The following is a 25,343-nucleotide window of genomic DNA, read 5'->3' on the forward strand; positions in this document are numbered from 1 at the left end:
GCGCAAAGGTAGGTATTTTTTAAGATTGTGCATATGCAAGATATGGCTAGCTTGGTGAATTAGATGAAATGTGTAAAAACATTTCTTTGAAAGTTAATCTTGAATAAATAAGTAAAATTTAGAAAAACAATTTTGCCAAAGCATTAAGTAAAAACCGTTTAAATTAAGCTAAATTTGCAAACTGAATTAAATGCAAATTATGTTTAAGAACGATTTATTTTTACGCGCTTTAAATGGTGAAACGGTAGAGCGACCACCAGTTTGGATGATGCGTCAAGCTGGAAGATATCTACCCGACTTTATGAAGTTGAAAGAAAAATATGATTTTTTTACACGTTGCCAAACTCCAGAGCTAGCTACCGAAATAACCGTAATGCCCATACACCAAGTAGGAACCGATGCTGCCATTTTATTCAGTGACATATTGGTTATTCCACAAGCTATGCAAATTGAAGTAGAAATGAGACCTGGTATTGGCCCATGGTTACCCAACCCAATTCGCAATAAAAAAGCGGTTGACCAAGTGGTTATTCCAGATGTTTATGAAGAATTAAACTACGTTTTTGAAGCTATAAAAATGACCAAAAAGGAATTGAATAACGAAGTTCCTTTAATTGGTTTTGCAGGTTCTCCTTGGACTATTTTGTGTTACTGTGTGCAGGGCCAAGGCTCTAAAAACTTCGATAAAGCCAAAGAATTTTGTTTTACCCAACCCGAATTGGCGCACCAATTATTGCAAAAAATAACCGACACCACGATAGCTTATTTAAAAGCAAAAGTTGAAGCTGGAGTAGATGCTGTACAAGTCTTCGACTCATGGGGCGGAATGCTTTCGCCAACCGATTATCAGCTTTTTTCTTGGAAATATATGCAGCAAATTATCGATGCTTTAAAAGATGAAATTCCAGTTATTGCCTTTGGTAAAGGCTGCTGGTTTGCTTTAGACACCATGGCTAAATCGGGTGCTGCTGCTTTAGGAGTAGATTGGACCTGTTCTGCAAAAAATGCTCGCTATTTAACCGGTGGAAACATAACTTTACAAGGTAATTTCGATCCTTCTCGATTATTTTCTCGACCTGCTGAAATCACCAAAATGGTGCATCAAATGATTGATGAGTTTGGTAAAGACAAATACATCGTGAATTTAGGACATGGGATTCTGCCTAATATTCCCGTTGAAAATGCCAAAGCTTTTGTAGATGCCGTTAAATCTTATAAAAGCTAAATTAGTTAAATTCAAAAATGAAACTTCAACATTTTAGAAATACAACTTTTACAAAACTCTTCTGGGGTTTTATAGGATTGTATTTTCTAAACATTGGTGTAGATACTTCCGATATTAACTCCAATTTAATTCCAGAAGACCTTTCGCTTAACGAACAGGAAAGTATTGTAGAAATCATAGTTGAAAAAGTTTTTAACTACGGTAATGTAATTAAGGAACAAGATGATGAAGACACAGAAGATTATAGCAAAAAAAGAGTTTCTAAAATAGATTTAAGCCCTCTTAAAAATGAATTTAATGAAGATGTTTTAATAATTTTCTTAACATTTAAAAATAATTTTAACTCTTGTAAATCCAGTTTATCTGAAGCTCATTATTATCTAGAGAAGCCACCCCCCAAAGTTTAATTTATTACGCCGTTTTTTAAAACTATCTTAATAACAAATTTTAATAAATTAAACTACATGGAGTCTAAATCTATTTGGGTAATTGTTTGTGTACAATTACTCGCAATTACATTATATGCGCAAGAATATAAATCTATTAAAGACAGCCTTTATATCGATGAAATAGAAGCTAAAAATGAAACTGTAAAAATTCTTCACGCCGAACCACTTTATATCGATTTAATTCGAGACTTAGGCGCTCGAAAAGGAGAAAAAGAATGGAATGTAGGCCTTAGCTTAACCGATAATTTACAATTTGATGCCTACGAAGCACTAGTAGAGTACGAATGGGCACCAATTAACCGACTAGGTTTAGAAGTAGAATTACCATTTACTTTTTACAGCCCTTTAAACGGAACTGCTAATTCAAATTTACCTTCTAACCGCTTAAATAGCCTAAAAATTGCTGGTCAATGGTCTTTTTATGTAAATGAAAAAATTGCCACTTCGATGGCTGTAGGCTACATAAACGAATTTATATTTAATGATTTTGGTAACTTTGGTAAACCACTTATTAATGGGAATGTTTATAATCCTTTTTTGATTGCTGCAAAACGCTGGGGAAATAATTTTCATTCGCTATTATATACAGGGCCTAGGATTGAACAAAATTTTAGCAACAATCGATTTAGAACCAGTTATGAAGCCAATACCAGTTTTCATTATATGATTACGGGTACGCGAAATTTTATTGGTGTTGAATTTAATAAAGAAATTTATAAAACTGATTTTGATATGACAATAAGACCTCAACTTCGGGTTGGTATTGCTGAAAATTTATTAATCGGAATTGTTGCCGGTATTCCCATTAATAGAGAAAACGAAAGGCTAAGCTCATTTTTACGACTTATTTGGGAACCTAAGCATAAGTTTTAAAAAACAAAATACAATGAAGTCATAAAAATTAAACTACCAACAATAAATATCAATAAGGTATAAGGAAAAATTTCGTGGGCTTTTAATTTTGTAATTGCTAATAAAGGTAATGCCCAAAAGGGTTGGAGCATGTTAGTTATTTGGTCTCCATAAGCTAGAGCCATAATCATTTTAGGTAAGTCAACCCCTAATTTTAATGCAGACTCTATGGCTATAGGACCTTGCACAGCCCATTGTCCGCCACCACTAGGCACAAAAATATTAACTAATCCTGCACTAAAAAAAGTAAGAATTGGTAAGAACTCTTCGTTGGCAAAATTACTAAACAAATTAGCAATTTCTGATACTAAACCACTGTCTTTCATTATTCCCATAATACCAAAATAAAGTGGAAATTGAATTAAAATTCCACCAGCCCCACGAATAGCTTTTGCTAAGGCCTGCTTAAATTGAAATATGCTTGTGTGTAAAATAAAACCTAAACCAAGCATTAAAAAATTAAGCATATTAGGAGTTAATTGTAATTTTTTTAAATCGCTACTATATTGAACAACAAAAGCTAAAATTAACAAAATCCCAAATCCAATACCAACCCACGGAGAAGATTCTAAGCCATGTATAGTCGTAGATGATACTTGATTTTCTTCGGCTACAAATCGGCTTTTTAGGTTTATTTCATCAGCTTGTTTCTGCTTAGCTAACCACCAAAAAAACAATGGTATTAATAGTAATAAAGTTGTAAAAACAATTAAATTTTCAAGACTAAAAATAGTTTGCGATGTAGATACATAAGTAGGTAGGTTACTGCCAATTGCTTGCCATTTTTCATCAGCAAATAAACTTGGCAAGTGGTTTATTTCGGCTACTTTTAAAGGAGCAGATCCGCTCATGCCGCCGTGCCATGCCATCATACCGACATAACCAGCAGCTCCTAAAAGTGGGTAATTTAAAGTAAAGCCCTCAACAACTGATTTTTCTCCAATTTTACGTACCAATAAAGCACCAAATATGAGACACAACCCCCAATTAAAAAAAGAGACAACCAATGTAAAAAAACTAACCCAAATAACTGCTGTTGTTGTATTGTAAATAAATCCAGTTAAGAAATTTAAGAGTTTCTGCACAGGTTTACTTAAAGCTAAAATATGGCCTAAAACCAAAATAAACATCATTTGGTAGGCAAATACCAACAGCGCTTCATTCCAAATTCCGTTTTCCCAATAACTTAAAATAGCTATAAAATGGTTTTCATCTGTTGGTGGTGAAGTAAATATTAAAGCTAAAACTATGCTTAATAGGGTTAACAATATAGCAAGTGCAAAAGGTGTAGGGAGTAATTTTTCTAGCTTCTTCATAAGGCATAAATGCAATTCCATTCAAATTTAATAACTAAAAAAACATGAAACAGACTTCTTCTAAATTTTTCAATGAAATTAAATAAAAACGTACTTTTGAAGCTTCAAAAAACAAAGCAAACCATGTTGAAATCTGCTAAAATTAATCTGCATTTACTTCGATTAAAAAACAGGTATTTTAGTCAACAACAGTTTCTAATTTTTTTAAGTGTTCTTATTGGTTTTACTTCGGGCTTAGTGGCCGTTATTCTTAAAAACTTAAGTTATTTTATTCAACAATTACTGAAAGGAAAATACTTAGCAACCTACCATAATTCCTACTATTTTATTTTTCCATTATTAGGTTTAGCTTTGGTTTATATAATAACCAATTACGTATATAAACGCCAAGTTGGCCAAGGAATAGTAGTTACTTTGTATGCTATTTCTCGTAAAAAAGGGATTTTAGAACGTTTTCAAAATTACGCATCCTTTATTACGGCTCCTTTAACCGTTGGTTTTGGTGGTTCAGTAGGTTTGGAAGCGCCAACGGTAGTTACAGGCGCATCTTTAGGCTCTAGATTATCGCGCTATTTTAAAATGAACCAAGCAGCACGAACACTTTTAATTGGCTGTGCTGCTGCTGCTGCTATGTCCAGCATATTTAAAGCACCTATTGCAGGAATAATTTTCGCCATAGAAATTTTTAGTTTAGACTTGACATTGGTTTCTATGATTCCCTTACTTACGGCTTCTGTTTCAGCTATATTAACATCTTATTTCTTCTTTGGTAATGACATTATTTTAAATACAGTTTTAGAAGACGAATTTAATATATCAGATGTTGGGTTTTATATATTTTTAGGCTTGTTCTCCGCTTTTGTCTCCTTGTATTTTTCGAAATTATATTTTGGGATTTTTAAGCTGTTTAAAAAAATAAACAGCAAATGGGTACGCATGCTAGTTGGTGGTGTAATTTTAGGAATACTCATTTTTATTGCCCCTGCTTTATACGGAGAAGGTTACGACGTTATTAATGCTTTGTTACAGCAAGAATACAAGTTAGCCTTAGGTAATAATTTTTTTAATACATATTTAAACCAACAGTTATATGTAATTTTATTTTTGGTAATTGTTTTTATATTTAAATCTATTGCAACTTCTGTTACTATTGCTGCAGGCGGTGTTGGTGGGATTTTTGCTCCAGTTTTATTTATGGGCAGCGCCATGGGCAATGCTTTTGCACTTATGGTAAATACTTTAGGGTTTAAACAGATATCGGTTACTAATTTTACTTTGGTTGGTATGGCTGGTTTAATGGCTGGAATTATGCATGCTCCGTTAACGGCCATTTTCCTTATTGCTGAAATTACTAGTGGTTATGGTTTGTTTATACCCTTAATGATTACAGCTGGAATTTCGTTTTTTATTACATCTCAGTTTCAACCACATTCGGTATATACTATTGAGTTAGCTCAACGTGGAGATTTATTAACGCATAACAAAGACCAAAGTGTTTTAACCTTAATGGACATTAGGCAAGAAATTGAAACAAATTTTATCCCTTTAAATATCAATTATAATTTAGGTGAAATTGTGAACAAAGGAGTAATAAATTCATCTAGAAATATCTTTCCTGTTGTCGATAAAAACAATATATTTAAAGGTGTAGTTTTGCTGGACGATATCCGCACTATTATGTTCGATCAAAAATTATATGAAGAAGTACAGTTAATAGATATCATGCAACAAGCACCAGAAATAATCGATTTAAAAAATTGTACGATGAAGGACATCATGCAAAAATTTCAAAACAGAAATGCATGGAATTTACCAGTTGTTGAAGATGGGACTTACAAAGGTTTTGTTTCTAAATCAAAACTACTTACTGCATACCGACAAAAATTAATTGAATTAAGTGTGTAAATTATGAAACTTAGCATTAAAATACTTTTTTACATCATTATATTAAGCATAGGAACTGGAACTTATTTTCATTTTGAAGGCGAATTAAGACTAAGTGAAGTTATAATTGGTATTTCGGTACTCGCAGCGGTATTTATATTAATGCCTTTATTTTTAATACACCGCTGGAAAGGAAAAAAATTAAGCGATTACACCCTAACTAAAGAAAATCTGGATAAAATGAGAAATAAAGGTGTAGATAAATAACATTTTTTCACTGCTGTGTAAAGAAAAAATTACAGCCGAAGGTTCATAGCTAAAGACTAGTTGGATTTGTCGCGCTTTAAAGTAAAATTAAAAATTACTTCAAGCCAGTTAATGCAATAAGCTTAGTGCTTTATTTAATTTAAACTAATCTGTAGAGTTATAATTACTGATTTTGATCAGCAAAATCGATATAACTTTCTCTAAATCAATATTTTTTTTTAAAATAAACATACATAATAGTTGCAGCATTTATATATTGTGTATGTTTGCATTATATTTAAATTATATTATTATTACATTATGGAAGGTACAGTAAAATTTTTCAATGAGTCTAAAGGTTATGGATTCATTACAAACGAAGAAACCGGACAGGATATCTTTGTTCACGTAACAGGATTGAATGGCGAAAACATCGCAGAAGGTGACCGCGTAGAGTACAATGAACAAGAAGGAAGAAAAGGAATGAACGCTACAGATGTACGCGTGATTTTAGAATAACATATATTATTTTATTTCAAGCCTTACAAAGCGCTCTTCAAAAGAAGGGCGCTTTTTTTATACACAAGATTAAACACAAGTCCTATATTTGCAATGCCGTTTGCTAATTAAAAATCTTGCAGCAATGCCAAAACAAATAAGCTGCAGCATAAATAAGATATTCAAATTGCTATAACCTGATGTTTCAAATAAAAAATACTTTAGTTTCTGAAGAGATTCTTGAAAACGATTTTACTTGTAATCTTTCTGCATGTAAAGGCGAATGTTGTGTAGCTGGTGAAGCTGGTGCACCTGTTACAGCTGAAGAAGCTAATAAATTAGAAGAAGTTTACGAAAAAGTAAAACCTTATATGCGTAAAGAAGGCATTTTAGCTGTAGAAGAACAAGGTAAATATGTAAATTCTGCATTCGATGCTAACGAACTTGAAACACCATTGGTAAACGGAAAAGAATGTGCCTATGTTCGCTTTGATGATAAAGGTACCGCATTATGTGCTATTGAATCGGCTTACCGAGATAAAAAAATTGATTTCAAAAAACCTATTTCTTGTGCTTTGTATCCCATTCGTATACAAAAATTATCATCCTTTGAAGCTGTAAATTACGATCGTTGGGATATTTGCACTCCAGCATGTAGCTTGGGTAAAGAATTACAAATGCCCGTTTATAAATTTACGAAAACGCCATTAATTGAAAAATTTGGAGAAAATTGGTATGCAGAGTTAGAGCTTGTTGCAAAAGAATATAAAAAATTCAAAAAAAGTAAACCCAATTTTAAATAAATTAGAATTGCACTTCAGTGCCAAGTGGCTCAACTTGATTACTCTTTAAATCGATAATTTTAAAATAATAGTTAAGTGCTTCTCTTTTATTAAAAAGTATAGCCGCTCTGTGCTTATCTGTAAACCTAAATAGTTTTTTTATACTTACGTTCTTGTAATTATGCTTAGATGCATAATTGCCTTCACCATTATCGATAATGTTTAATTAAACTCCTTTTGTTATTTTTTTACATGAAAACTTAGTTTTTTTTATTTATCGGACGAAGATAAACCATGCCTAATAGCATTTTCTACAAATAATTGAAGTAATAATGGTGGAATTTTAATTTGAGACAACAAAAATGTGCAGGAATTTCAAAAAGCACATTTATAGCAGTATAAGAAAGATGAAATTAATTTGCTATAAAAAAGAAATCCATCAATTTTAGGCATTTGTACATCTAAAAATACAGCATCAACATTCTTATTCTTAAATAGGAAATAGCAAACTCTGCATCAGTAAAACCCTTCAATACAATAACATCTTTTCAGAAGTTATTTAATTCTCAAACTAAGCTTTTAATTGCTTTGGCTTTATCGTTTGTAATTATAGTCTCCATCATATTTGTGAAAAATATACACCATATGCAAACAAAAATTAATACAACCAAAATGGGTTTGTATAACACGACAAAAAAATTGTATAATCAGGTACTTTTAAAGCATAAAAATCTAAGTTTCGCAATAAGTAAGCTAAAGTTTCATAATACAAAGATTTATCTTATTTTCGCCAACTGATTCAAATAAACATATAAAATGGCGATTTTAAGTAAGATAAGACAAAGAACTGTAGTGTTAATAGGAGTTATTGCACTTGCTTTGTTTGCATTTGTGCTTGCCGATGTTATAAACCAAGGTGGGTTTTCTGGAGAAAAGCAAACTTCAACCGTGGGTGTAATTGGCGATGAAAAAATTGAACAAGAAACTTTTGCAAGACAGGTTGAAAATTATCGAAACCAGCTAGGGGCTAATGCTTCAACTATGCGCGCAGTAAATCAAGTTTGGGATGCACAAGTAAACCAAACCATCCTAAAGCAAGAATTTGAAAAACTAGGCTTACAAGCTACTCGTGCTCAAATTTTAGACTACTTAGAAGACCAACTTGCGGGCAATCCAAGTTTTTCAAACGAAGACGGTTTATTTAGTGAAAGCAAAATGGTGGAATATGTAGCAAATATTAAAGAAACTAATTTACAAGAATACCAAGCTTGGCAAAAATATTTAGAAGATATTGAAGTACAGATTTTAACAGATTCGTACTACAATATGATTCAAGCTGGACTTAATGTTACTTTATTTGAAGCTGAACGAATCTATAAATTAAACAACGATAATTTAAATTTAGAATTTGCTTACGTTGCTTATGAAGATGCAGAAGATGTTAAAGTTAGCAAGTCAGACATTAAAGATTACATCAATAAAAACAAAGAACGCTTTAAGCAAGATGCTAAAGCAGATATCGAATATGTGTTTTTTGAAGAAGTACCTTCAAACGAAGATGATGCTAATGTACAAACCGCAGTAAAAACGCTAATGGGTGAATTTAAAACGACTTCAAACAATGAAGAGTTTATCAATCTCAATTCAGATTCACCTTACCAAGCTCGTTTCCAATTTGAGTACGATTTAAAATCAGATTTTAGCGAACAGTTATACAATTTAAATCAAGATGAAGTTTACGGTCCTTACAAAGAAAACGAAAGCTGGAAGTTAAGTAAGCTTATTGAAATAAAAACCATTGCAGATTCTGCAGATGTAAAGCATATTTTAATCACTTTTGAAGGTACAAGAGTAGACCCAGAAGTAACCCGAACTAAAGAAGAAGCAAAACAATTAGCCGATAGTTTGTTTAGCGAACTAAACAAAAACAAAGCTCAATACGCACAAATTGCCGAAACTTTTTCTGCAGATAAGCAAAGTGGTGCAAAGGGTGGTGAACTTGGAACACTTAAATTTGGAAATCTATTTGGAGGAGACAAAGAATTTAATGAAAAGGTTTTTACAGCTAAAAATGAAAGTTTACAAGTAATTGAATCAGATTTTGGATACCACATAGTACACGTATCTAACTTAACTGAACCTAAAAAGGCAGTTAAAATAGCTTCATTAAGCCAAAAGGTGCTACCTTCGGATAAAACATCAACAACTATTTACAGAGAAGCTTCTAACTTTTTACTAGATAGTAGAGAAAAAGATTTCGATGAATTAGCAAAAGAATATGGAGTAGATATTAAACCCATTAACGGCATAAAACAACTGGAAGAGCGCATTACTGGTTTAGGAGTACAAAGACCAATTGTAAAATGGGCATTCGAAAAAGATACAAAAGCCGGAAATACTGAGTTTTTTGAAATCACAGAAGGATTTGTAATTGCAAAACTTGTAAAACGAAATGAAAAAGGTTTACAATCTGTAGAACAAGCATCTGCTGCTGTCACTCCAATTTTAAAGAAAGAAAAACAAGCAAAAAATATAATAAGCAAGGCCAAAGCAAATTCCTTAGAAGATTTTACAACGCAATTTGGAGTAGATAAAAAAAGAGCTACTGCCGTTAATTTAGAAAGCCCTATGCTTACAGGAGTTGGCCAAGAACCAGCCGTGGTTGGTGCTGCTTTTGGACTAGAAGAAGGTACAACAAGCGCTCCAGTTAAAGGAGAAAAAGGCGTTTTTGTGGTAAAGCTACTTAAACGAAACGAAGCTCCAGCTTTGCCTTCTTACACAGGTATTGCTAAAAAAGAAACAGAAGAGCGATTAAAAAACATACGTGGTCAAAATTCTAAATTGCTTAAAGCACTTAAAGAAACAAGAGAGATTGAAGATAATCGTGCACGTTTTTATTAAAAAATTATTTTTCTAAATAGTATAAAAAACCCGTTCGAAAAGTTCGGGTTTTTTTAGTTCGTTACAGTTAGCTAAAATTATTTATATGGCAAGATCACACTGTTAATCATTAATAAGACCACATGCAATGCTTATCTTTGTAAAAAATACTAAAAAATGAATTCTAAAGTACGCGTACGTTTTGCTCCAAGTCCTACAGGTCCTTTGCATATTGGTGGTGTAAGAACAGCCTTATATAATTATCTTTTTGCTAAAAAGCACAAAGGCGACTTTATACTTCGCATTGAAGATACAGACCAAAGTAGATATGTTGCAGCTGCAGAAGATTATATAATTGAAAGTTTAAATTGGTGTAGAATACCATTTGATGAAGGCCCAGGGAAAGAAGGTAATTACGGACCTTATCGACAAAGTGAGCGCAAAGAATTATATCAAAAATATGCACAAGAATTAATTGAAAATGGAAATGCATATTATGCCTTCGATACACCCGAAGAACTCAATCAACTTAGAAGTGTATATGAGGCTAAAGGAGAAAAATTTAGCTACGGACCCACAACACGAAACGAACTTAATAACTCCTTACACCTTACTGCAGAAGACATTCAAGAGCGATTAAACAAGCAATTAGATTATGTAATTCGTTTTAAAACACCAGTAAATCGTTCGTTAAATTTTAAAGATGAAATACGAGGTTATATAGAAGTAGAAACTGATAATTTAGACGATAAGATTCTATTTAAAAGCGATGGAATGCCAACTTATCATTTAGCGAATATTGTAGACGATTACCTCATGGAGATTTCTCACGTAATTCGTGGAGAAGAATGGCTACCTTCTTTGCCTTTACATATTTTATTATACGAAGCTTTTGGTTGGAAAACTCCAAAATTTGCACACTTACCCTTAATTTTGAAGCCTTCGGGTAAAGGAAAGTTAAGTAAACGCGATGGCGATAAAGAAGGTTTTCCTGTGTTTCCATTAAATTGGAAAGACCCTCATACTGGAGAAACAGCTATAGGATATAGAGAAGAAAAATACTTGCCAGAAACGGTAATTAATATGCTTGCATTCCTTGGTTGGAACCCAGGTACTGACCAAGAGCTTTTTAAATTAGAAGAGTTAGTAGAAGCTTTTCAAATTAGCCAAGTAAATAAAGCTGGAGCAAAATTCGATATTCAAAAAACAAAATGGTTCCAGCAACAATACATGCACGAAGCTCCTATTGATTATTTAATACAAGAATTTTTACCTATTCTTCGCGAAAAGGGAATAGAAAAAAGTAATGCTTATATTGAAAATGTAATTGAAACTGTTAAAGAACGAGCCGTATTTGTTACAGATTTTTGGGAGCTAAGTTGGTTTTATTTTTCAGCACCTTCAGGCTTCGATAAAAAAGCTAGTACAAAAGCATGGAAAGAAGATACTGATTTATTAATGCAAGAATTAATAGTAGTTTTAGAAGAAATTAAAGATTTTTCTGAAGATAACTTAAAGGCAAAAGTAAAGCCATGGATTGAAGCTAAAGGCGTTGGATTTGGAAAAGTAATGCAACCCTTGCGTTTAGCTTTAGTTGGCGCTATGCGTGGACCTGATGTGTTTCATATTGCCAGTTCTGTAGGACAAACTGAATGCATAAATCGAATTCAATTTGCCATGAAAGAATTGGGCTAAATCAATTAACCTGAAATTGATCTTCTGAGTTTTTGAATATAAACACATATACTTAATCAAAAATGATAACAGAAGTTACTTACATTCTTTTTAAACATACTTAGAACATAATTTTATAAAAAAAGCTTCAGACTTATCTGAAGCTTTTTTTTATAAATAACATATATAAAGTTTGCTTGAAAGACGCAAGACTAAATATACGCAAGTCTTGCACAAAAACAAACAAGATTAATCGCTTAAAGCTTCTGCTCCAGCAACAATTTCTAGTATTTCGTTAGTAATAGCAGCCTGACGAGCTTTATTGTAAGACAATTTCAAGTCGTCTCTAAGCTCTTTTGCATTATCGGTTGCTTTGTGCATAGCAGTCATTCTCGCTCCGTGTTCTGATGCAATGGAATCGCGTAAAGCCTTAAACAATTGCATTTTTAAAGACTTAGGAATAAGTTCTTTAATAATCTCTTGTTTTTCTGGCTCAAAGATATAATCAACTTGAGAAGAATTAAAGTCAACCTCTTGTTGTTCTTGCTTAATGGGTAAAAAATCTTCCGTTAAAACAATTTGAGTACCGGCATTTTTAAAGTGGTTATAAATCAGAACAACTTGGTCGTAAGTCTCTGTTTCAAAATCGTTCATGATTTTTTCAGTAAACTCTGCCACTTCTTGGTAAGTTAATTTATTTACCATCTCTTCATTATGGTAATCAACTATATAACTTTTAGCATTTAATACTTCGTATGCTTTTTTCCCAATACATGCTAAGGAAATACTTTCATTTTTAAAGCGACCAGTAGCTAAGTTTTTAACTTGTTTTACAATATTAGAATTGAAAGCTCCAGCTAGGCCTTTATTAGAAGAAATAGCAATAATTAAAACGTTCTTTACATCTCTTTGAACGGTAAGCGGGCTATCGCTTTGGCCATCTAAAGATGCACTTAAATTTTGTAGAAGTTCTGTAAGCGTATCTGCATATGGACGCATTTTTGTAATTGCATCTTGAGCCTTACTCAACTTAGCAGCAGAAACCATTTTCATGGCACTTGTAATCTGCATAGTTGAACCTACCGAACTGATTCTATTTCTTAATTCTTTTAAATTTGCCATTACGCTACTTTTTTACAGGTAATAAGTAATCAATTATTCCGCATATTTAGATGCAGCTTCTTTAGCTACCTTCTCCAATACATCTGTAATTTCATCGGTAATTTTACCTGACTTTAATACATCTAGCTCTTTGCGATACTGTGCATCTAATAGAGACAAGTAATCTTTTTCGAAAGCTTTGATATCTTCAACAGGAACTTTGCGCATTAAGTTTTTAGTTCCAGCATAAATAACCGCAATTTGTTTTTCAACAGGATACGGGTCTGATTCTGCTTGTTTTAGAACTTCAACATTGCGTTTTCCTTTTTCAATCGTATTCATTGTAGCAGCATCTAAATCTGATCCAAATTTAGCAAAAGCTTCAAGTTCTCGATACTGAGCTTGATCTAACTTTAATGTTCCTGCTACTTTTTTCATAGACTTAATCTGAGCGGAACCACCCACACGAGATACAGAAATACCTACGTCGATAGCTGGGCGAACCCCTGAGTTAAATAAGTCTGAAGTTAAGAATATTTGTCCATCGGTAATCGAAATTACGTTTGTTGGAATATAAGCAGATACATCTCCTGCTTGCGTTTCGATAATTGGTAAAGCTGTTAACGATCCACCACCTTTTACTTTTCCTTTCAAAGATTCCGGTAAATCATTCATTTCAGCAGCAATTTTATCATCATTGATAATTTTTGCAGAACGTTCTAATAAACGAGAGTGTAAGTAAAACACATCGCCAGGATATGCCTCACGTCCTGGAGGTCTTCTAAGCAATAAAGAAACTTCACGGTAAGCAACAGCTTGTTTAGACAAATCATCGTAAATAATTAATGCAGGACGACCAGTATCTCTAAAATATTCGCCAATTGCAGCACCCGCCAAAGGAGCATAAACTTGCATTGGAGCTGGGTCTGATGCATTTGCAGCGACGATAGTTGTATACGCCAAGGCACCTTTATCTTCTAACAATTTAGCAATTCCTGCAACGGTAGATGCTTTTTGTCCTACTGCAACATAAATACAATAAACAGGCTCACCTGCATCGTAAAATTCTTTTTGGTTTAGAATGGTATCGATACAAACAGCTGTTTTTCCTGTCTGGCGATCGCCAATAACCAACTCACGTTGACCACGACCAACTGGTACCATAGCGTCTATCGATTTAATTCCAGTTTGCATAGGTTCTGTAACAGGCTCACGGTAGATTACCCCTGGAGCTTTTCTTTCGATGGGCATCTCGAAGGTTTCGCCTTCAATAGCACCTTTTCCATCGATAGGAGTTCCTAAAGTATTAACTACTCTACCTGAGATACCTTCTCCAACTTTAATAGAAGAAATTAATTTGGTACGTTTTACAACATCCCCTTCATTAACTCCAGATGATGAACCTAATAGAACAACACCAACGCTATCTGCTTCAAGGTTTAAAACCATTCCGCGTAAACCGCCTTCAAATTCTACTAATTCGCCGTATTGTACGTTAGTAAGTCCATATACATTGGCAATACCATCACCTACACGAAGTACTGTTCCTACTTCGTCTAAGGAAGCTTCTGATGTAAAACCAGATAATTGTTTTTTTAAAATTGCTGATATTTCAGCAGGTTTAATTTCTGCCATAACTTTTATATTAAATCGGTATGTTTACCTATAACTTTATTGATTAATTAATTCTCTTTTTAATTTTTGTAATTGTGTGGCAACACTTGCATCGTACTGGAAATCTTTAAGGTTTAAAACAAAACCACCTAGTAAATCTGGATTTACATGAGTAGATAATTCTGCTTCAGCACCTGTAAGTTCTTTTATTTTTGCTTGTATTTCCTTTTCTTGGTCTAAACTTAATGCTACAGCGGTTGTTACATCTGCATGTTGAATGTTGTTTGCAAGCTCAACTATTTCAACAAAAGATTGGGCTACTAAACCTAGTAGTTGAATCCTACGATTAACCGTAAGTACTTCCATTAATTTCAAGGATTGATCTTGTAAAGATTTAAAAACAGCCTGAACAACATCTAATTTTTTTTCGGCTTCAATAATTGGGCTTGCCAGCACCGTACGAAGCGACTTATGAGCAGCCATAGTTGCAACTATAAACTGCATATCTTCAAAGATAAGCTGAGTGCTCTGTTCCTCTTCAGAAATACTGAAAAGTGCTTTAGCATAACGATTTGCAGCAGATTTACTCATAATTAAGTATTAATTAAGTTCAACTTCCTTAAGCATTTTATCTACTAATGCTTTTTGTGATTGCTCATCTTTAAGTTCTGATTGAAGTACTTTTTCTGCAATTTTAACAGACAACAAACCTACTTGAGACTTCAGTTCTTTAATGGCCAATTTCTTTTCAGACTGGATAGTAGCCTGTGCTTTTAAAATCATTTCTGAAGATTTTTTGGCTGCTTCTTCGGTAGCCTCATCCATTAAACGCTTTTTCATAGTCTGAGCATCTCGCAATATCTGGTCGCGTTCTTCTCTAGCTTCATTTAGCATTTTCTTGTTATCTTCTTTCAGATTCATCATTTCTTCTTTAGCACGATCTGCAGCTTGAAGCGAATCATTGATTGTTTTCTCGCGCTCATCTACTGCCATCATAATGGGTTTCCAAGCAAATTTAGTTAAAAGAAAAACCAATATTAAAAAAACAATAATTTGCCAAAAAAACAATCCAAAATCTGGTGTTATTAGTTCCATATGTTAAGTCTTACTAATTTTTAATAATAACAATCATCTTTAGCCAATCGCTAAAGATGATTGTTAGTTTCATTTGTTAAACAGTTAAAACTCCTAAGAGAGCTGCAACTACTCCAAATAAGGCAACACCTTCTACAAGTGCTGCAGCAATAATCATTGCGGTTTGGATTTTTCCTGAAGCTTCTGGTTGGCGAGCGATAGCTTCCATGGCAGAACCACCGATTTTACCAACTCCAATACCAGCTCCTAGAACTGCCAATCCGGCTCCTAATGCTGCAATACCTACGTGTAATAATTCCATAACGAAAAAAATTAAAAATTAAAATTAAAATTAATGATGCTCATGCTCTTCTACTGCCATTCCAATAAATAGTGCCGATAACATCGTAAATATAAATGCTTGTAAAAAAGCAACTAGTAATTCCAAAACTGATATAAACAATGCAAATGGAACAGATATACCTGCAACTCCTGCATTCTCTAAAATAAATATTAAACCAATTAAACTCAATATAATGATATGTCCCGCAGTGATGTTAGCGAACAAACGAATCATTAATGCAATTGGCTTTATAAAAACACCTAAAACTTCAACTATAGCTAAAATAGGTTTTACCCAACCAGGAATACCTGGCATCCAAAAAACGTGTCTCCAATAATCTGAAGTACCGTTAATTAATATCAATGCTAAGGTAAATAAACCTAAAGCAATAGTAACTGAAATATTACCGGTAACATTTGCTGCACCTGGAAGTAAACCTAACAAGTTTGTTATCCATATAAAGAAGAAGACCGTAAGTAAGAAAGGCATAAAGCGCATAAACTTTTTCTCACCTATCTGTGGTCTTGCTATCTCATCTCTTACAAATAGAACTAATGTTTCCATCATATTATTAAATCCTGATGGCGCTTGATTAGATTTCTTATAATGCTTAGCTAATTTTCCAAAAATTAAAAACATTAAAATAACGCTTATAAATATAGCTGCAACATTTTTGGTAATCGATAAATCTAATGGTGCTATTCCATTTAATACGTGATGTTCTTCATCGAAGATAACTTCTGTTTCCCCTTCGTTTAATTTATATATGGTCTCGTGAGAATTGACAAAACGCATACCATTTTTTTCAACAATTTCCTTAGCTTCTGCATCGTGATGAAATTCACTAGACATAAAAGCAACTAAACCAGCATCCGTGTAAAGTATAACTGGTAATGGTAGTGTAACAGAAATTTCGTTATAATCAAAAAAATGCCACCCATGCGAATCGCCAATATGATGCATAATCATATCAGTAGGATTGAAATCTTTACTTGAGTCACTTTCACTAGAAAAGGAAAAAGATGTGGCTGTAACCAAAAACATAAAAGCAATAAAAAAATGCTTAAAACAATCTACTTTTAACATGGATTTCAATAGCTTAAATTTCATATAAAATTCGGTGCAAATGTATGTTTTTATAATATAAAAAAACACATTTTTTACAAAAAAAAAAAGCTTGCCTTATGCATCAAAAATAAGTGATTAGAAACGAAGTTAAACAAAAAATATAATAATAATGGAAAGCGTTAATTTTTTGAATAAATCGAATTTAATATACCGATGGCGGTAACAACTTCGTAAATCAAAAAAATAAAGTAGGGTAAGAAGAAAAACATAATAGCTGCAAAATTTGGTTTTGCATCTGCCATAAATCCAGGAAGTAAAAATAAAAAACTGGCTAAACCTTTTATAAGAATTAGACCCATAAAAGCAAATCCAACTTTATCCTTTGCGAAATCATGAACAAGTTTAAGCAATGCTACTACCGCAAAAGTACTTAACATAAAAAACAAAGCAATACCTTCTATAGCATTATAACTTGTAAAGTCTGTTGTTTGCGTTATTAATAAAAGCAGCAAATAAATAGCAAAGTTGGCAAATAAAAGCTGAATAGCCTGTTTCAAGTAAAAATTCATATTATTCTAGAAATCGTTTTAAAGCAATGATTACATGTGTTATGGCTACTGTAACACCTATTAAAGATAAGACTACCGTAAACCAAGGAAAAGAACTTGTGTGTTTTTGGTCTAAAAAAACACCTAGCCATATAGCTCCACCAATAATGATTGTCATCTGTAAAGCTAATCCCGTAAAAAAAGCCCAGTTTTTATGCGGTTTGTTCTTTTTTTCCGGTTTGTTTTTGTCTTTCTTTTTGTTCATTTAAGGATTTTACGGCACCTTTCATTTTACAAGATGCATTAAAAATAGCTCCAGGCTCAACGGCAAGTTTATCGGTAACTACCTTACCTTCTACTACTGCAGTAGACTTTAATGAAAGGGTAGCATTTACATTAATTTCTCCTGAGAATTTCCCTTCAAAATCAGCATATTCACATTGAATATTGCCTTCCACATAGCCTGTTTTACCAATTACAACTTTTCCAGCTGTAGTTATACTACCTTCTACTTTACCTTCTATTCGAAAACTTCCTTGCGAATCTATATCGCCTTTAAATGTAGTGCCTTGAGCAATTTTGTTTTGCTCTTTAGTTAAGTCTTCTGTTTGTTTGTCTTTCTTACTTCCTAACATGCCTTACTGTATTTTTAAATATTCATCGAGTCTTTTATGCATTTGTAAAATGCTATAATTTTCTTTTGAAATGGGAAAATAATCCCATTCTTTTAGAGCAACTTCGTTTTCAACTAACAACTCAGCCATTCCTTCGGTGCCAAGTTTACTTTTTAGTCCATGCAATAATACAAAATTATATGTATTGTTATAAATATCTACAGAAAGCTGGACTTGATCGTATGCTAGTTTTTGTAAACCTTCTTTTATTTGAAGTTTAATTTGCTCTAGCTCTTCTAATGGATAATCATCATTTTTGAAATAATATACTAACTTAAACTTATCTTGATTAGTATCGAGCTTAAATTTTGTATTTCGCATTGAACTAAGATCATTTATTAATTCTTGGGCTTTTTTGCCTTCCTTTGTTTGTGGATGGTCTAAAGCCAGCTGTTCTAGCGCTTCTTTATAGTCGGCAAATCCAAACATTCTACCGGTTACTTGTGCTTTTAATAATTTAAATTTAGGCAACATAGGGGTTGTTGTAAATTGGTTTTCCCAATATTGGCAAGCTTCCAAAAGACCGTTTAATTCCTGTTTTTGAAATTTCTTATATAATCTTGCGTATACACGGCTTGGGCTGTTTTCATCATCTCGAAGGCTTCTTGGATTTAAAAGAATTTCTGCATACCGAGAGTCGGGATGTTCATTAATAATATTTTGCTTCCAATAGTTTACTTGAGCTTCATTTTCTAAATTTCTATAAGCTAGATATAAGTTATACTTTGCGGGTAGGATTAATTTTTCGTCGGTCTTTTTAAATTCTAATAATCGAATAAATCGCTCTATTGCTAATTCGTTTTCTTTAAACTTCTCTTTATAGATTACCCCGAGTTGGAAATAGGCATAAGAGCGTTCTCCCGCTATACTATCTATTAGTTGTTCGTCGCTTGGAATTTCAGCAATATAAGTTTGTGGATCGAACTGTGGATCATTAAAAATTTCGCCTTCATCATCTTTATTGGTTTCTTGTTCGTCTCCGTTATTCGTCGCTTTTTTACCTTCTAATCGCCAGTTATCTGCTAATTCAATATCACCCCAAACTTTCTTAAACTTTGATTTACCACTAGAAATTTTAGCTTTGTTGTAAAAATAAAATTCTTCGCCTCCAGCATTAGTTTTCATCCCACCAGAATTAGCATTTGTTCCAAAACCACCGATTTGTGGAGCAGCTACATTTGCAAATCGTTCTTCTCTTTTTTGTTGTGCAAATAAACTTTTGGCTTCTTCTTTTAATCGGTCGGTATATTTTTCAAAAAAGACAAGACGTTGTGCATCATTCATTTCAACTAAATCTAAAATACTATCCGTTTCAGTTGCAATATCTTCATATTTTATTACTTCGTCTAAATTTTCTCTTTTCTTTTTAATCAACCTAAACTCGCGGGTGCTTTGGTCTAAGTTGGTCATTGTACTATCGTAGTAAAAACCAGCGGTTTTGTAAGATGCCTTATCGAAATATATTTCGGCTAAATTTAAATAATCTCGCGAACGCAAATACATACTTTCTGGCTGCTCTCGCAAAGATTTATCGTAATAACGAATAGCTAAATTAGTCGAATCGATTTTAAGGTAATGTTCGGCAAATTCGAAAAATAAATAATCTAAATAATCTCGGTTTTCCCAGTTTTCATCTAATTCTTGAAAATAAGTTTGTACATATGTACTATCTTGGGCTTGAAAATCTTTGTTTTTAAAAATCCCCATTAACGAATGCATCATGTAATCGCGTGGTGGTTTGCGTTTAAAATCAATAACACGCTTAAAATTGGCATTGGCTGAATCTTTATTTCCGATTTGGTTATACAACTGTGCAGTAATGTAAGTCCATCTCGCTTTTTCGTCGTAAGTTTCAACTAAGTTAGAAGCAAGTTGTAAAGGTTCTATTGCTGCATCATAATTTTCTAATTTAATCTGAATAGCAGCAATACTAGAGTAAATTTCAACTAAATCTTCAGGTAAAATTAACGAATTAGTGGATAAAATTTCTTGCAATTTTGCCAGTGCAATTTCATCATAATTGAGCCGCATATTGGTTTTTTGTAACCATATTTCGGCCCGTGTAATAATTTCAGAATCTGGATAATGATTAATAATAAAGTTAAAAGCATCTTTAGCAGGAATGTAACGCTGGTCGTAATAACGCGCAATACCTAATAACAAATAAGCTTCATCTACTTGAAAATTATACTCTCTACCTCCCATAAACATAGAATGTTTTTGGATGCCTTTGGTTGCTTTTAATTCTGCATTTCCAAAGTATTGATTTAAAGGTACCGTATCACTTCGTTCTGGCGGCAATGGCAACATTCGTTCAATGCTAAGCACATCGAAATAATTATCGGGTGTTTGCTGTTTTACATCTTGAATGCCCTTTTCAATCTCAATATTGCCATGGTACAAAATATTGTAGTAGGTGGTCATTGCATGAAAATTCCTATTCACAAATTTGTTTTTCTTTCGTGAACATCCAACAATTAACAACAAAAAAATTAATGATATAAGACCAAATTTATACTTCTGCATGCATTTTACTTGTGTATTGCTAACTCAAAAATTTAAGTATTAGTATAGCGTAAGCGCAAAAATAGGTTTATTATCTTAAAAACGAAGCAGAAGCCAAAAAATTCAAAAAGAAGCATTTTTTCTTACAAAAGATATTAGCGTGCTTGCTTCGGCAAGCTCAGCACAGATGTTTCAGTAGGCTCAGCAAAGCTGCTCTAGCTGACTAAACACAAGCGTTTCGAACCTTCAACATGCCTTGGGCAAAGCTACTTGGCACTAGCCACTATAAGAAAAGGAGACCAGACTTTCTTATCCATCTTACCAAATCTAACAAATAATATCATAAAGAAAGTTTTTAGTTTAGATGTATCGAAATGCTTAAAAACAAGATGGATTTTAAAGTATAACAGCTCAAGTTTTTCTATGTTTATAATTAAAACAAGTCTTTTTCTTTTAATTGGACACGAATGAAAAAGAAGTATTAATCTCACTACAATTTTTAAAGTGATTCTGTATTTTTACATAAAAAGAATATGGCGAATTCAGGAAACCAACTTCAGTTTGCAACGAGTCCATACCTACTTCAACACAAGGACAATCCTGTTCACTGGCGGGAATGGAACGAAGAAACCTTAGCTTTAGCAAAAGAAGAAAACAAAGTTTTGCTAATTAGCGTTGGCTATGCAGCTTGCCATTGGTGCCATGTCATGGCACACGAATCTTTTGAAGATAAAGATGTTGCTAAAATTATGAATGCACATTTTATTTGTATAAAAATCGATCGTGAAGAACGACCAGATATCGATCAAATTTATATGGATGCTGCACAAATTTTAACTGGTCGCGGGGGTTGGCCTTTAAATGCATTTGCCCTACCCAACGGGAAACCCTTTTATGCAGCCACTTATTTTCCAAAAGAAAACTGGAAAAAAGTATTAAAGAATATTGCAAAAGCCTATCGAGAAAATTATGATCAATTGGCTGAAACAGCAGAAAAATTAACAGCTGGAATTCAGGCATATGATGCCTATGAATTTGCTCCCGAAAAACCTACACCTGTTACAAAAAGCGATTACCAAGATATGTTGGTAGGATGGCAACAATATATCGACACCAAAAAAGGTGGTTTTAAAGGTGCTCCAAAATTTCCTATGCCTAATTCATGGCAATTTTTAATACAATACTACTATTTTACAAAAGAGCAATCTACTTTAGAAGCTTTAAATTTACATCTCGATGAAATGGCAAAAGGCGGAATTTACGATCAAATAGGTGGTGGTTTTGCTCGTTATGCGGTAGACAATCGTTGGTTTTTACCTCACTTCGAAAAAATGCTATACGATAATGCTCAACTGGTAAGTTTATATGCCAATGCTTATAAAATACTTCCTAAAAAACATTACCAATTGGTAATTGAAGAAAGCTTGAGTTTTATTGAAAGAGAACTAACCCATGAATCTGGAGGCTTTTATGCTTCATTAGACGCTGATAGTGAAGGAGAAGAAGGAAAATATTACATATGGGAAGAAGAAGAATTGCAAAAACTTATTGCTCCTAGAGATTGGGAATGGTTTAAAAAATATTACCAAATAAACAAAAAAGGAAATTGGGAAAATGGGAAAAACATTTTGTTTACAATCCAAAGCCCTAACCAATTTGCTAAAAGTGAAGGTTTTGAAGAATCCGATTTCATCAATAAACTTAATTTTTATAAACAAAAATTACTCAATGTACGATCTAAACGCGAACGGCCTGGCTTAGACGATAAAATTTTAACTTCGTGGAATGCACTTATGTTAAAGGCTTATGTAGATGCTGCAACTGCTTTACAAAATAAAAATTACTTGTTAAAAGCTGAAAAAAATGCTGACTTTTTGTTTCAGCATAGTTGGAATAAAAAAACCCTTTACAGAAACTTCAAAAACGGAAAAGCAAGTATTCCAGGGTTTTTAGATGATTACGCCTTACTAATTGAAGGGCTTTTAGCCTTATATCAGGTAAACTTTAATTTAAAGCACCTAAATTGGGCTAATGAATTAATTGAAATTTGTATTCGTGATTTATATGTAGAAAAAACAGGTTTGTTTGCATACACTTCAAAAAATAGCGAGCAACTAATTGCTGAAAAATTTGAAATGAACGACAATGTTATTCCTGCGGCAAATTCTTCTTTAGCGAAATCTCTTTTCCTTGCTGGCCATTTACTTACTGAAGAAAAATACATACATGCCAGTGAACAAATGTTGGCGCATGTTAAACAAAAAATATATAAATCTGGACCTTACTTTGCCAATTGGTCAATTTTGAGTGGCTGGCTAGCCAATTCATTTAAAGAGGTTGCAATTATGGGAAAAGATGCTGCACAACGCAATTTTGAATTGCAAAAAAACTACTTTGGCAATGCTGTTTTTTTAGGAGGGAACAAAGAAAATTTGGCTTTATTACAGGGCAAACTTCCTAAAAATAACAACAGCATATTTTATGTTTGCGAAAACAAAACCTGCCAGCAACCAACAAGCGATTTAAATGAAGCTATTAGGAAAATTATAGAACGCTAAGCTATGTAATTGTATAGTAGTAAAGACATCTATGCTTAAAGAAAATACAACACAGACTTTAATGGAATAACACATAAGATTACACAGAAATAGCATTAATGAATCTATTTTTTGAAATTGATCTATAAATAAAACTAATTTCTATACCTCTTAAATTATTTCCAATTCCTTAAATTTTCGGAATTTAAAGATGAGTCATACAAAATGTGCTACTAATTTTGCTGAAACATCCCTATTTTCAATTCACCATCCGCATTCATTTGGGCTCTGTACATCCCAGGTGTATTAAATTCCATTACAACATTCCCTAAATGGTCTATACCAACAATACCACCTCTACCACCTAAGTTGCTAAGTTTTTCTTGAATTACAATTTTAGAAGCTTGTTCCAAACTTAAGTTTTGGTATTGCATTAAAGCAGAAATATCGTAAGCAACCACGTTTCGTATAAAAAACTCACCATGTCCTGTCGCTGAAATTGCACAAGTAAGGTTATTGGCATAAGTACCAGCGCCGATAATCGGTGAGTCGCCAATGCGTCCATATTTTTTATTCGTCATTCCTCCTGTAGATGTGCCAGCCACCAAATTGCCTTCTTGGTCTAAAGCGACGCAGCCTACAGTACCGTATTTATTATTTTGAAGGAGTTCATCTTTAAAATAAAAAGCCGTTTGCTCACTTTCTTTGCTACGTTGCAAAGATGCTTTTTTACCATCGGTATGGAAATATTCGTTTTCTACTAATTCTATTCCCTGCATTTTTGCAAAAACTTCTGCTCCTTCTCCACTCAATAGCACATGTTCAGAATTTTCCATAACTTTAAACGCAAGGTTTATGGGGTTTTTTACCCTAGTTACACTAGCAACTGCCCCCGCATTTAAACTACCTCCATGCATAATGGAAGCATCTAATTCATTTATTCCGTCGGCATTAAAAACAGCTCCTTTTCCAGAATTAAACAAAGGGGAGTCTTCTAAAATATTAATCGTATGCATTACAGCTTCTTCTGCTTTACCGCCACTTGCCAAAATTTCATGACCAACACGAATCGCTTCTTCAAGTTTAAGTTCGTACATTTTTTGTAGTGAATCGCTCATGTTTACCTTGCGAATTACACCTGCACCACCATGTAATGCAATTCCAAATTTGGCAGGCTGTTGTTTTAATTCGTCTACGGTTTCTTGCTGATTAATAATTTGGTTTTGTACATCTTTTTGCTGCTCAACACAACTAAAGAATAAAAAACCGAATGTTAAGAAAAGATATACTGACTTCATAAAGAATATTTTTTTAAAGATAAGCCAAATCAATTAGCTAATAAAAGACTCTTCCTTAAAAAGTTTCAATTTATTAACATAACAAGTAGATTTTTAATTTATTTATAAAAGTACTTTTGCGCGCAATTTTAGCAAAAAGAAATGGAATTTAATTTGAAAGAGATTTTTACAGCTGGTATGATTTTATTTGCTGTAATAGATATAGTGGGTAGCGTGCCCATTATAGTAGATTTACGTAAAAAAGTAGGTCACGTACAAAGTGAAAAAGCCACCATTGTTGCCTGTGCTTTAATGATTGCTTTTTTATTTATTGGCGAGAGTATTTTAAATTTAATTGGTATCGATGTAAACTCGTTTGCAGTTGCTGGGGCTTTTATCTTGTTTTTTTTAGCCATTGAAATGATTTTAGGTATTCAACTTTATAAAGACGATGCTCCAGAAACAGCCGCCATCGTCCCTATTGCTTTTCCTTTAATTGCTGGAGCAGGAACCATGACCACACTATTATCGATGAAATCTGAATTTGAAACGCAAAACATTATTGCAGCGGTAGTTATTAATAGCATTATTGTATATGCCGTATTAAAGTCGACAAAATTAATTGAACGTGTATTAGGAAATCAAGGAATCGCTGTAATACGTAAAATATTTGGTGTAATTTTGTTAGCCATTGCTGTAAAATTGTTCACAGCTAATATTCAAAATTTATTTTAAT

At 33.0% G+C, this 25,343-nt stretch carries 23 protein-coding genes; 11 read left to right on the forward strand and 12 right to left on the reverse strand.

From position 1 onward, the window contains the following. Positions 1-199: 199 nt before the first annotated feature. Genes hemE through IEV63_RS00370 form a run of 3 tightly spaced genes read left to right on the forward strand, consistent with a single transcriptional unit; the run spans position 200 to position 2,547 of the window. Positions 200-1,225, forward strand: coding sequence for a uroporphyrinogen decarboxylase (hemE, locus tag IEV63_RS00360; protein WP_188404772.1), 1,026 nt, complete (start codon positions 200-202; stop codon positions 1,223-1,225). Between the two features lie 17 nt (positions 1,226-1,242). Beyond that, positions 1,243-1,632 (forward strand): hypothetical protein, encoded by a 390-nt coding sequence (locus IEV63_RS00365; RefSeq protein WP_188404773.1) that lies wholly within the window; start codon positions 1,243-1,245, stop codon positions 1,630-1,632. 57 nt (positions 1,633-1,689) lie between these two features. Continuing rightward, on the forward strand, positions 1,690-2,547 hold the full coding sequence (locus IEV63_RS00370; protein ID WP_188404774.1) for an HAEPLYID family protein: 858 nt from the start codon (positions 1,690-1,692) through the stop codon (positions 2,545-2,547). On the opposite strand, the gene IEV63_RS00375 is transcribed toward IEV63_RS00370, so the two are convergent. Beyond that, positions 2,544-3,902 (reverse strand): short-chain fatty acid transporter, encoded by a 1,359-nt coding sequence (locus IEV63_RS00375; RefSeq protein ID WP_229737135.1) that lies wholly within the window; start codon positions 3,900-3,902, stop codon positions 2,544-2,546. The genes IEV63_RS00370 and IEV63_RS00375 overlap by 4 nt on opposite strands. Positions 3,903-4,025: 123 nt before the next feature. On the opposite strand from IEV63_RS00375, the gene IEV63_RS00380 reads away from it, so the two are divergent. The 6 genes from IEV63_RS00380 to gltX all read left to right on the forward strand — a co-directional run bounded on the left by IEV63_RS00380 (position 4,026) and on the right by gltX (position 11,887). Continuing rightward, positions 4,026-5,807 carry a chloride channel protein gene (locus IEV63_RS00380; RefSeq protein WP_188404925.1) on the forward strand — a complete coding sequence of 594 codons (1,782 nt, stop codon included), beginning with the start codon at positions 4,026-4,028 and terminating at the stop codon, positions 5,805-5,807. 3 nt (positions 5,808-5,810) lie between these two features. After that, positions 5,811-6,053 carry a hypothetical protein gene (locus IEV63_RS00385; protein ID WP_188404776.1) on the forward strand — a complete coding sequence of 81 codons (243 nt, stop codon included), beginning with the start codon at positions 5,811-5,813 and terminating at the stop codon, positions 6,051-6,053. A gap of 300 nt (positions 6,054-6,353) precedes the next feature. Further along, positions 6,354-6,551, forward strand: a complete 198-nt coding sequence (locus IEV63_RS00390; protein WP_188404777.1) for a cold-shock protein — start codon at positions 6,354-6,356, stop codon at positions 6,549-6,551. 179 nt (positions 6,552-6,730) lie between these two features. Beyond that, positions 6,731-7,333, forward strand: coding sequence for a DUF3109 family protein (locus IEV63_RS00395; protein ID WP_188404778.1), 603 nt, complete (start codon positions 6,731-6,733; stop codon positions 7,331-7,333). Positions 7,334-8,128: 795 nt separating this feature from the next. After that, positions 8,129-10,213 carry a peptidylprolyl isomerase gene (locus IEV63_RS00400; RefSeq protein ID WP_188404779.1) on the forward strand — a complete coding sequence of 695 codons (2,085 nt, stop codon included), beginning with the start codon at positions 8,129-8,131 and terminating at the stop codon, positions 10,211-10,213. 156 nt (positions 10,214-10,369) lie between these two features. Continuing rightward, positions 10,370-11,887 carry a glutamate--tRNA ligase gene (gene gltX / locus IEV63_RS00405; RefSeq protein ID WP_188404780.1) on the forward strand — a complete coding sequence of 506 codons (1,518 nt, stop codon included), beginning with the start codon at positions 10,370-10,372 and terminating at the stop codon, positions 11,885-11,887. Positions 11,888-12,115: 228 nt separating this feature from the next. Here gltX and atpG read toward each other — a convergent pair whose 3' ends face one another. The 10 genes from atpG to porW all read right to left on the reverse strand — a co-directional run bounded on the left by atpG (position 12,116) and on the right by porW (position 20,814). Next, positions 12,116-12,988 carry an ATP synthase F1 subunit gamma gene (atpG, locus tag IEV63_RS00410; protein ID WP_188404781.1) on the reverse strand — a complete coding sequence of 291 codons (873 nt, stop codon included), beginning with the start codon at positions 12,986-12,988 and terminating at the stop codon, positions 12,116-12,118. Between the two features lie 33 nt (positions 12,989-13,021). After that, positions 13,022-14,602 carry a F0F1 ATP synthase subunit alpha gene (gene atpA / locus IEV63_RS00415; protein ID WP_188404782.1) on the reverse strand — a complete coding sequence of 527 codons (1,581 nt, stop codon included), beginning with the start codon at positions 14,600-14,602 and terminating at the stop codon, positions 13,022-13,024. Between the two features lie 36 nt (positions 14,603-14,638). After that, positions 14,639-15,172, reverse strand: a complete 534-nt coding sequence (gene atpH / locus IEV63_RS00420; RefSeq protein ID WP_188404783.1) for an ATP synthase F1 subunit delta — start codon at positions 15,170-15,172, stop codon at positions 14,639-14,641. A 9-nt stretch (positions 15,173-15,181) separates the two neighbouring features. Continuing rightward, the gene (locus IEV63_RS00425) at positions 15,182-15,676 is read right to left on the reverse strand and encodes a F0F1 ATP synthase subunit B (protein ID WP_188404784.1); all 495 of its coding nucleotides are present in this window, start codon (positions 15,674-15,676) and stop codon (positions 15,182-15,184) included. Positions 15,677-15,752: 76 nt separating this feature from the next. Next, positions 15,753-15,977 carry an ATP synthase F0 subunit C gene (atpE, locus tag IEV63_RS00430; RefSeq protein WP_188404785.1) on the reverse strand — a complete coding sequence of 75 codons (225 nt, stop codon included), beginning with the start codon at positions 15,975-15,977 and terminating at the stop codon, positions 15,753-15,755. Between the two features lie 30 nt (positions 15,978-16,007). After that, positions 16,008-17,108, reverse strand: coding sequence for a F0F1 ATP synthase subunit A (gene atpB, locus IEV63_RS00435; protein ID WP_373283694.1), 1,101 nt, complete (start codon positions 17,106-17,108; stop codon positions 16,008-16,010). 137 nt (positions 17,109-17,245) lie between these two features. Continuing rightward, positions 17,246-17,635 carry a hypothetical protein gene (locus IEV63_RS00440; RefSeq protein ID WP_188404786.1) on the reverse strand — a complete coding sequence of 130 codons (390 nt, stop codon included), beginning with the start codon at positions 17,633-17,635 and terminating at the stop codon, positions 17,246-17,248. Position 17,636: 1 nt separating this feature from the next. After that, positions 17,637-17,879: an AtpZ/AtpI family protein gene (locus IEV63_RS13045; RefSeq protein WP_188404787.1), complete on the reverse strand. Its 243-nt coding sequence runs from the start codon at positions 17,877-17,879 to the stop codon at positions 17,637-17,639. After that, a complete protein-coding gene (locus IEV63_RS00450) occupies positions 17,827-18,249 on the reverse strand; it encodes a bactofilin family protein (protein WP_188404788.1) in 423 nt (140 codons plus the stop codon). Before IEV63_RS00450 ends, IEV63_RS13045 begins: the two co-directional genes overlap by 53 nt. Positions 18,250-18,252: 3 nt before the next feature. Then, entirely contained in the window at positions 18,253-20,814 is a 2,562-nt protein-coding gene (gene porW, locus IEV63_RS00455) for a type IX secretion system periplasmic lipoprotein PorW/SprE (protein ID WP_444544426.1), read from the reverse strand. 512 nt (positions 20,815-21,326) lie between these two features. On the opposite strand from porW, the gene IEV63_RS00460 reads away from it, so the two are divergent. Further along, positions 21,327-23,351: a thioredoxin domain-containing protein gene (locus tag IEV63_RS00460; protein WP_188404790.1), complete on the forward strand. Its 2,025-nt coding sequence runs from the start codon at positions 21,327-21,329 to the stop codon at positions 23,349-23,351. Positions 23,352-23,563: 212 nt separating this feature from the next. Here the strand turns inward: IEV63_RS00460 and IEV63_RS00465 are convergent, their stop codons facing one another. Continuing rightward, positions 23,564-24,628, reverse strand: coding sequence for an isoaspartyl peptidase/L-asparaginase family protein (locus tag IEV63_RS00465; protein ID WP_188404791.1), 1,065 nt, complete (start codon positions 24,626-24,628; stop codon positions 23,564-23,566). A 141-nt stretch (positions 24,629-24,769) separates the two neighbouring features. On the opposite strand from IEV63_RS00465, the gene IEV63_RS00470 reads away from it, so the two are divergent. Continuing rightward, positions 24,770-25,342 (forward strand): MarC family protein, encoded by a 573-nt coding sequence (locus tag IEV63_RS00470; protein ID WP_188404792.1) that lies wholly within the window; start codon positions 24,770-24,772, stop codon positions 25,340-25,342. The last annotated feature ends 1 nt before the right edge of the window (position 25,343 follow it).

Source organism: Psychroflexus salis (assembly GCF_014640175.1).
GTDB classification, from domain to species: domain Bacteria; phylum Bacteroidota; class Bacteroidia; order Flavobacteriales; family Flavobacteriaceae; genus Psychroflexus; species Psychroflexus salis.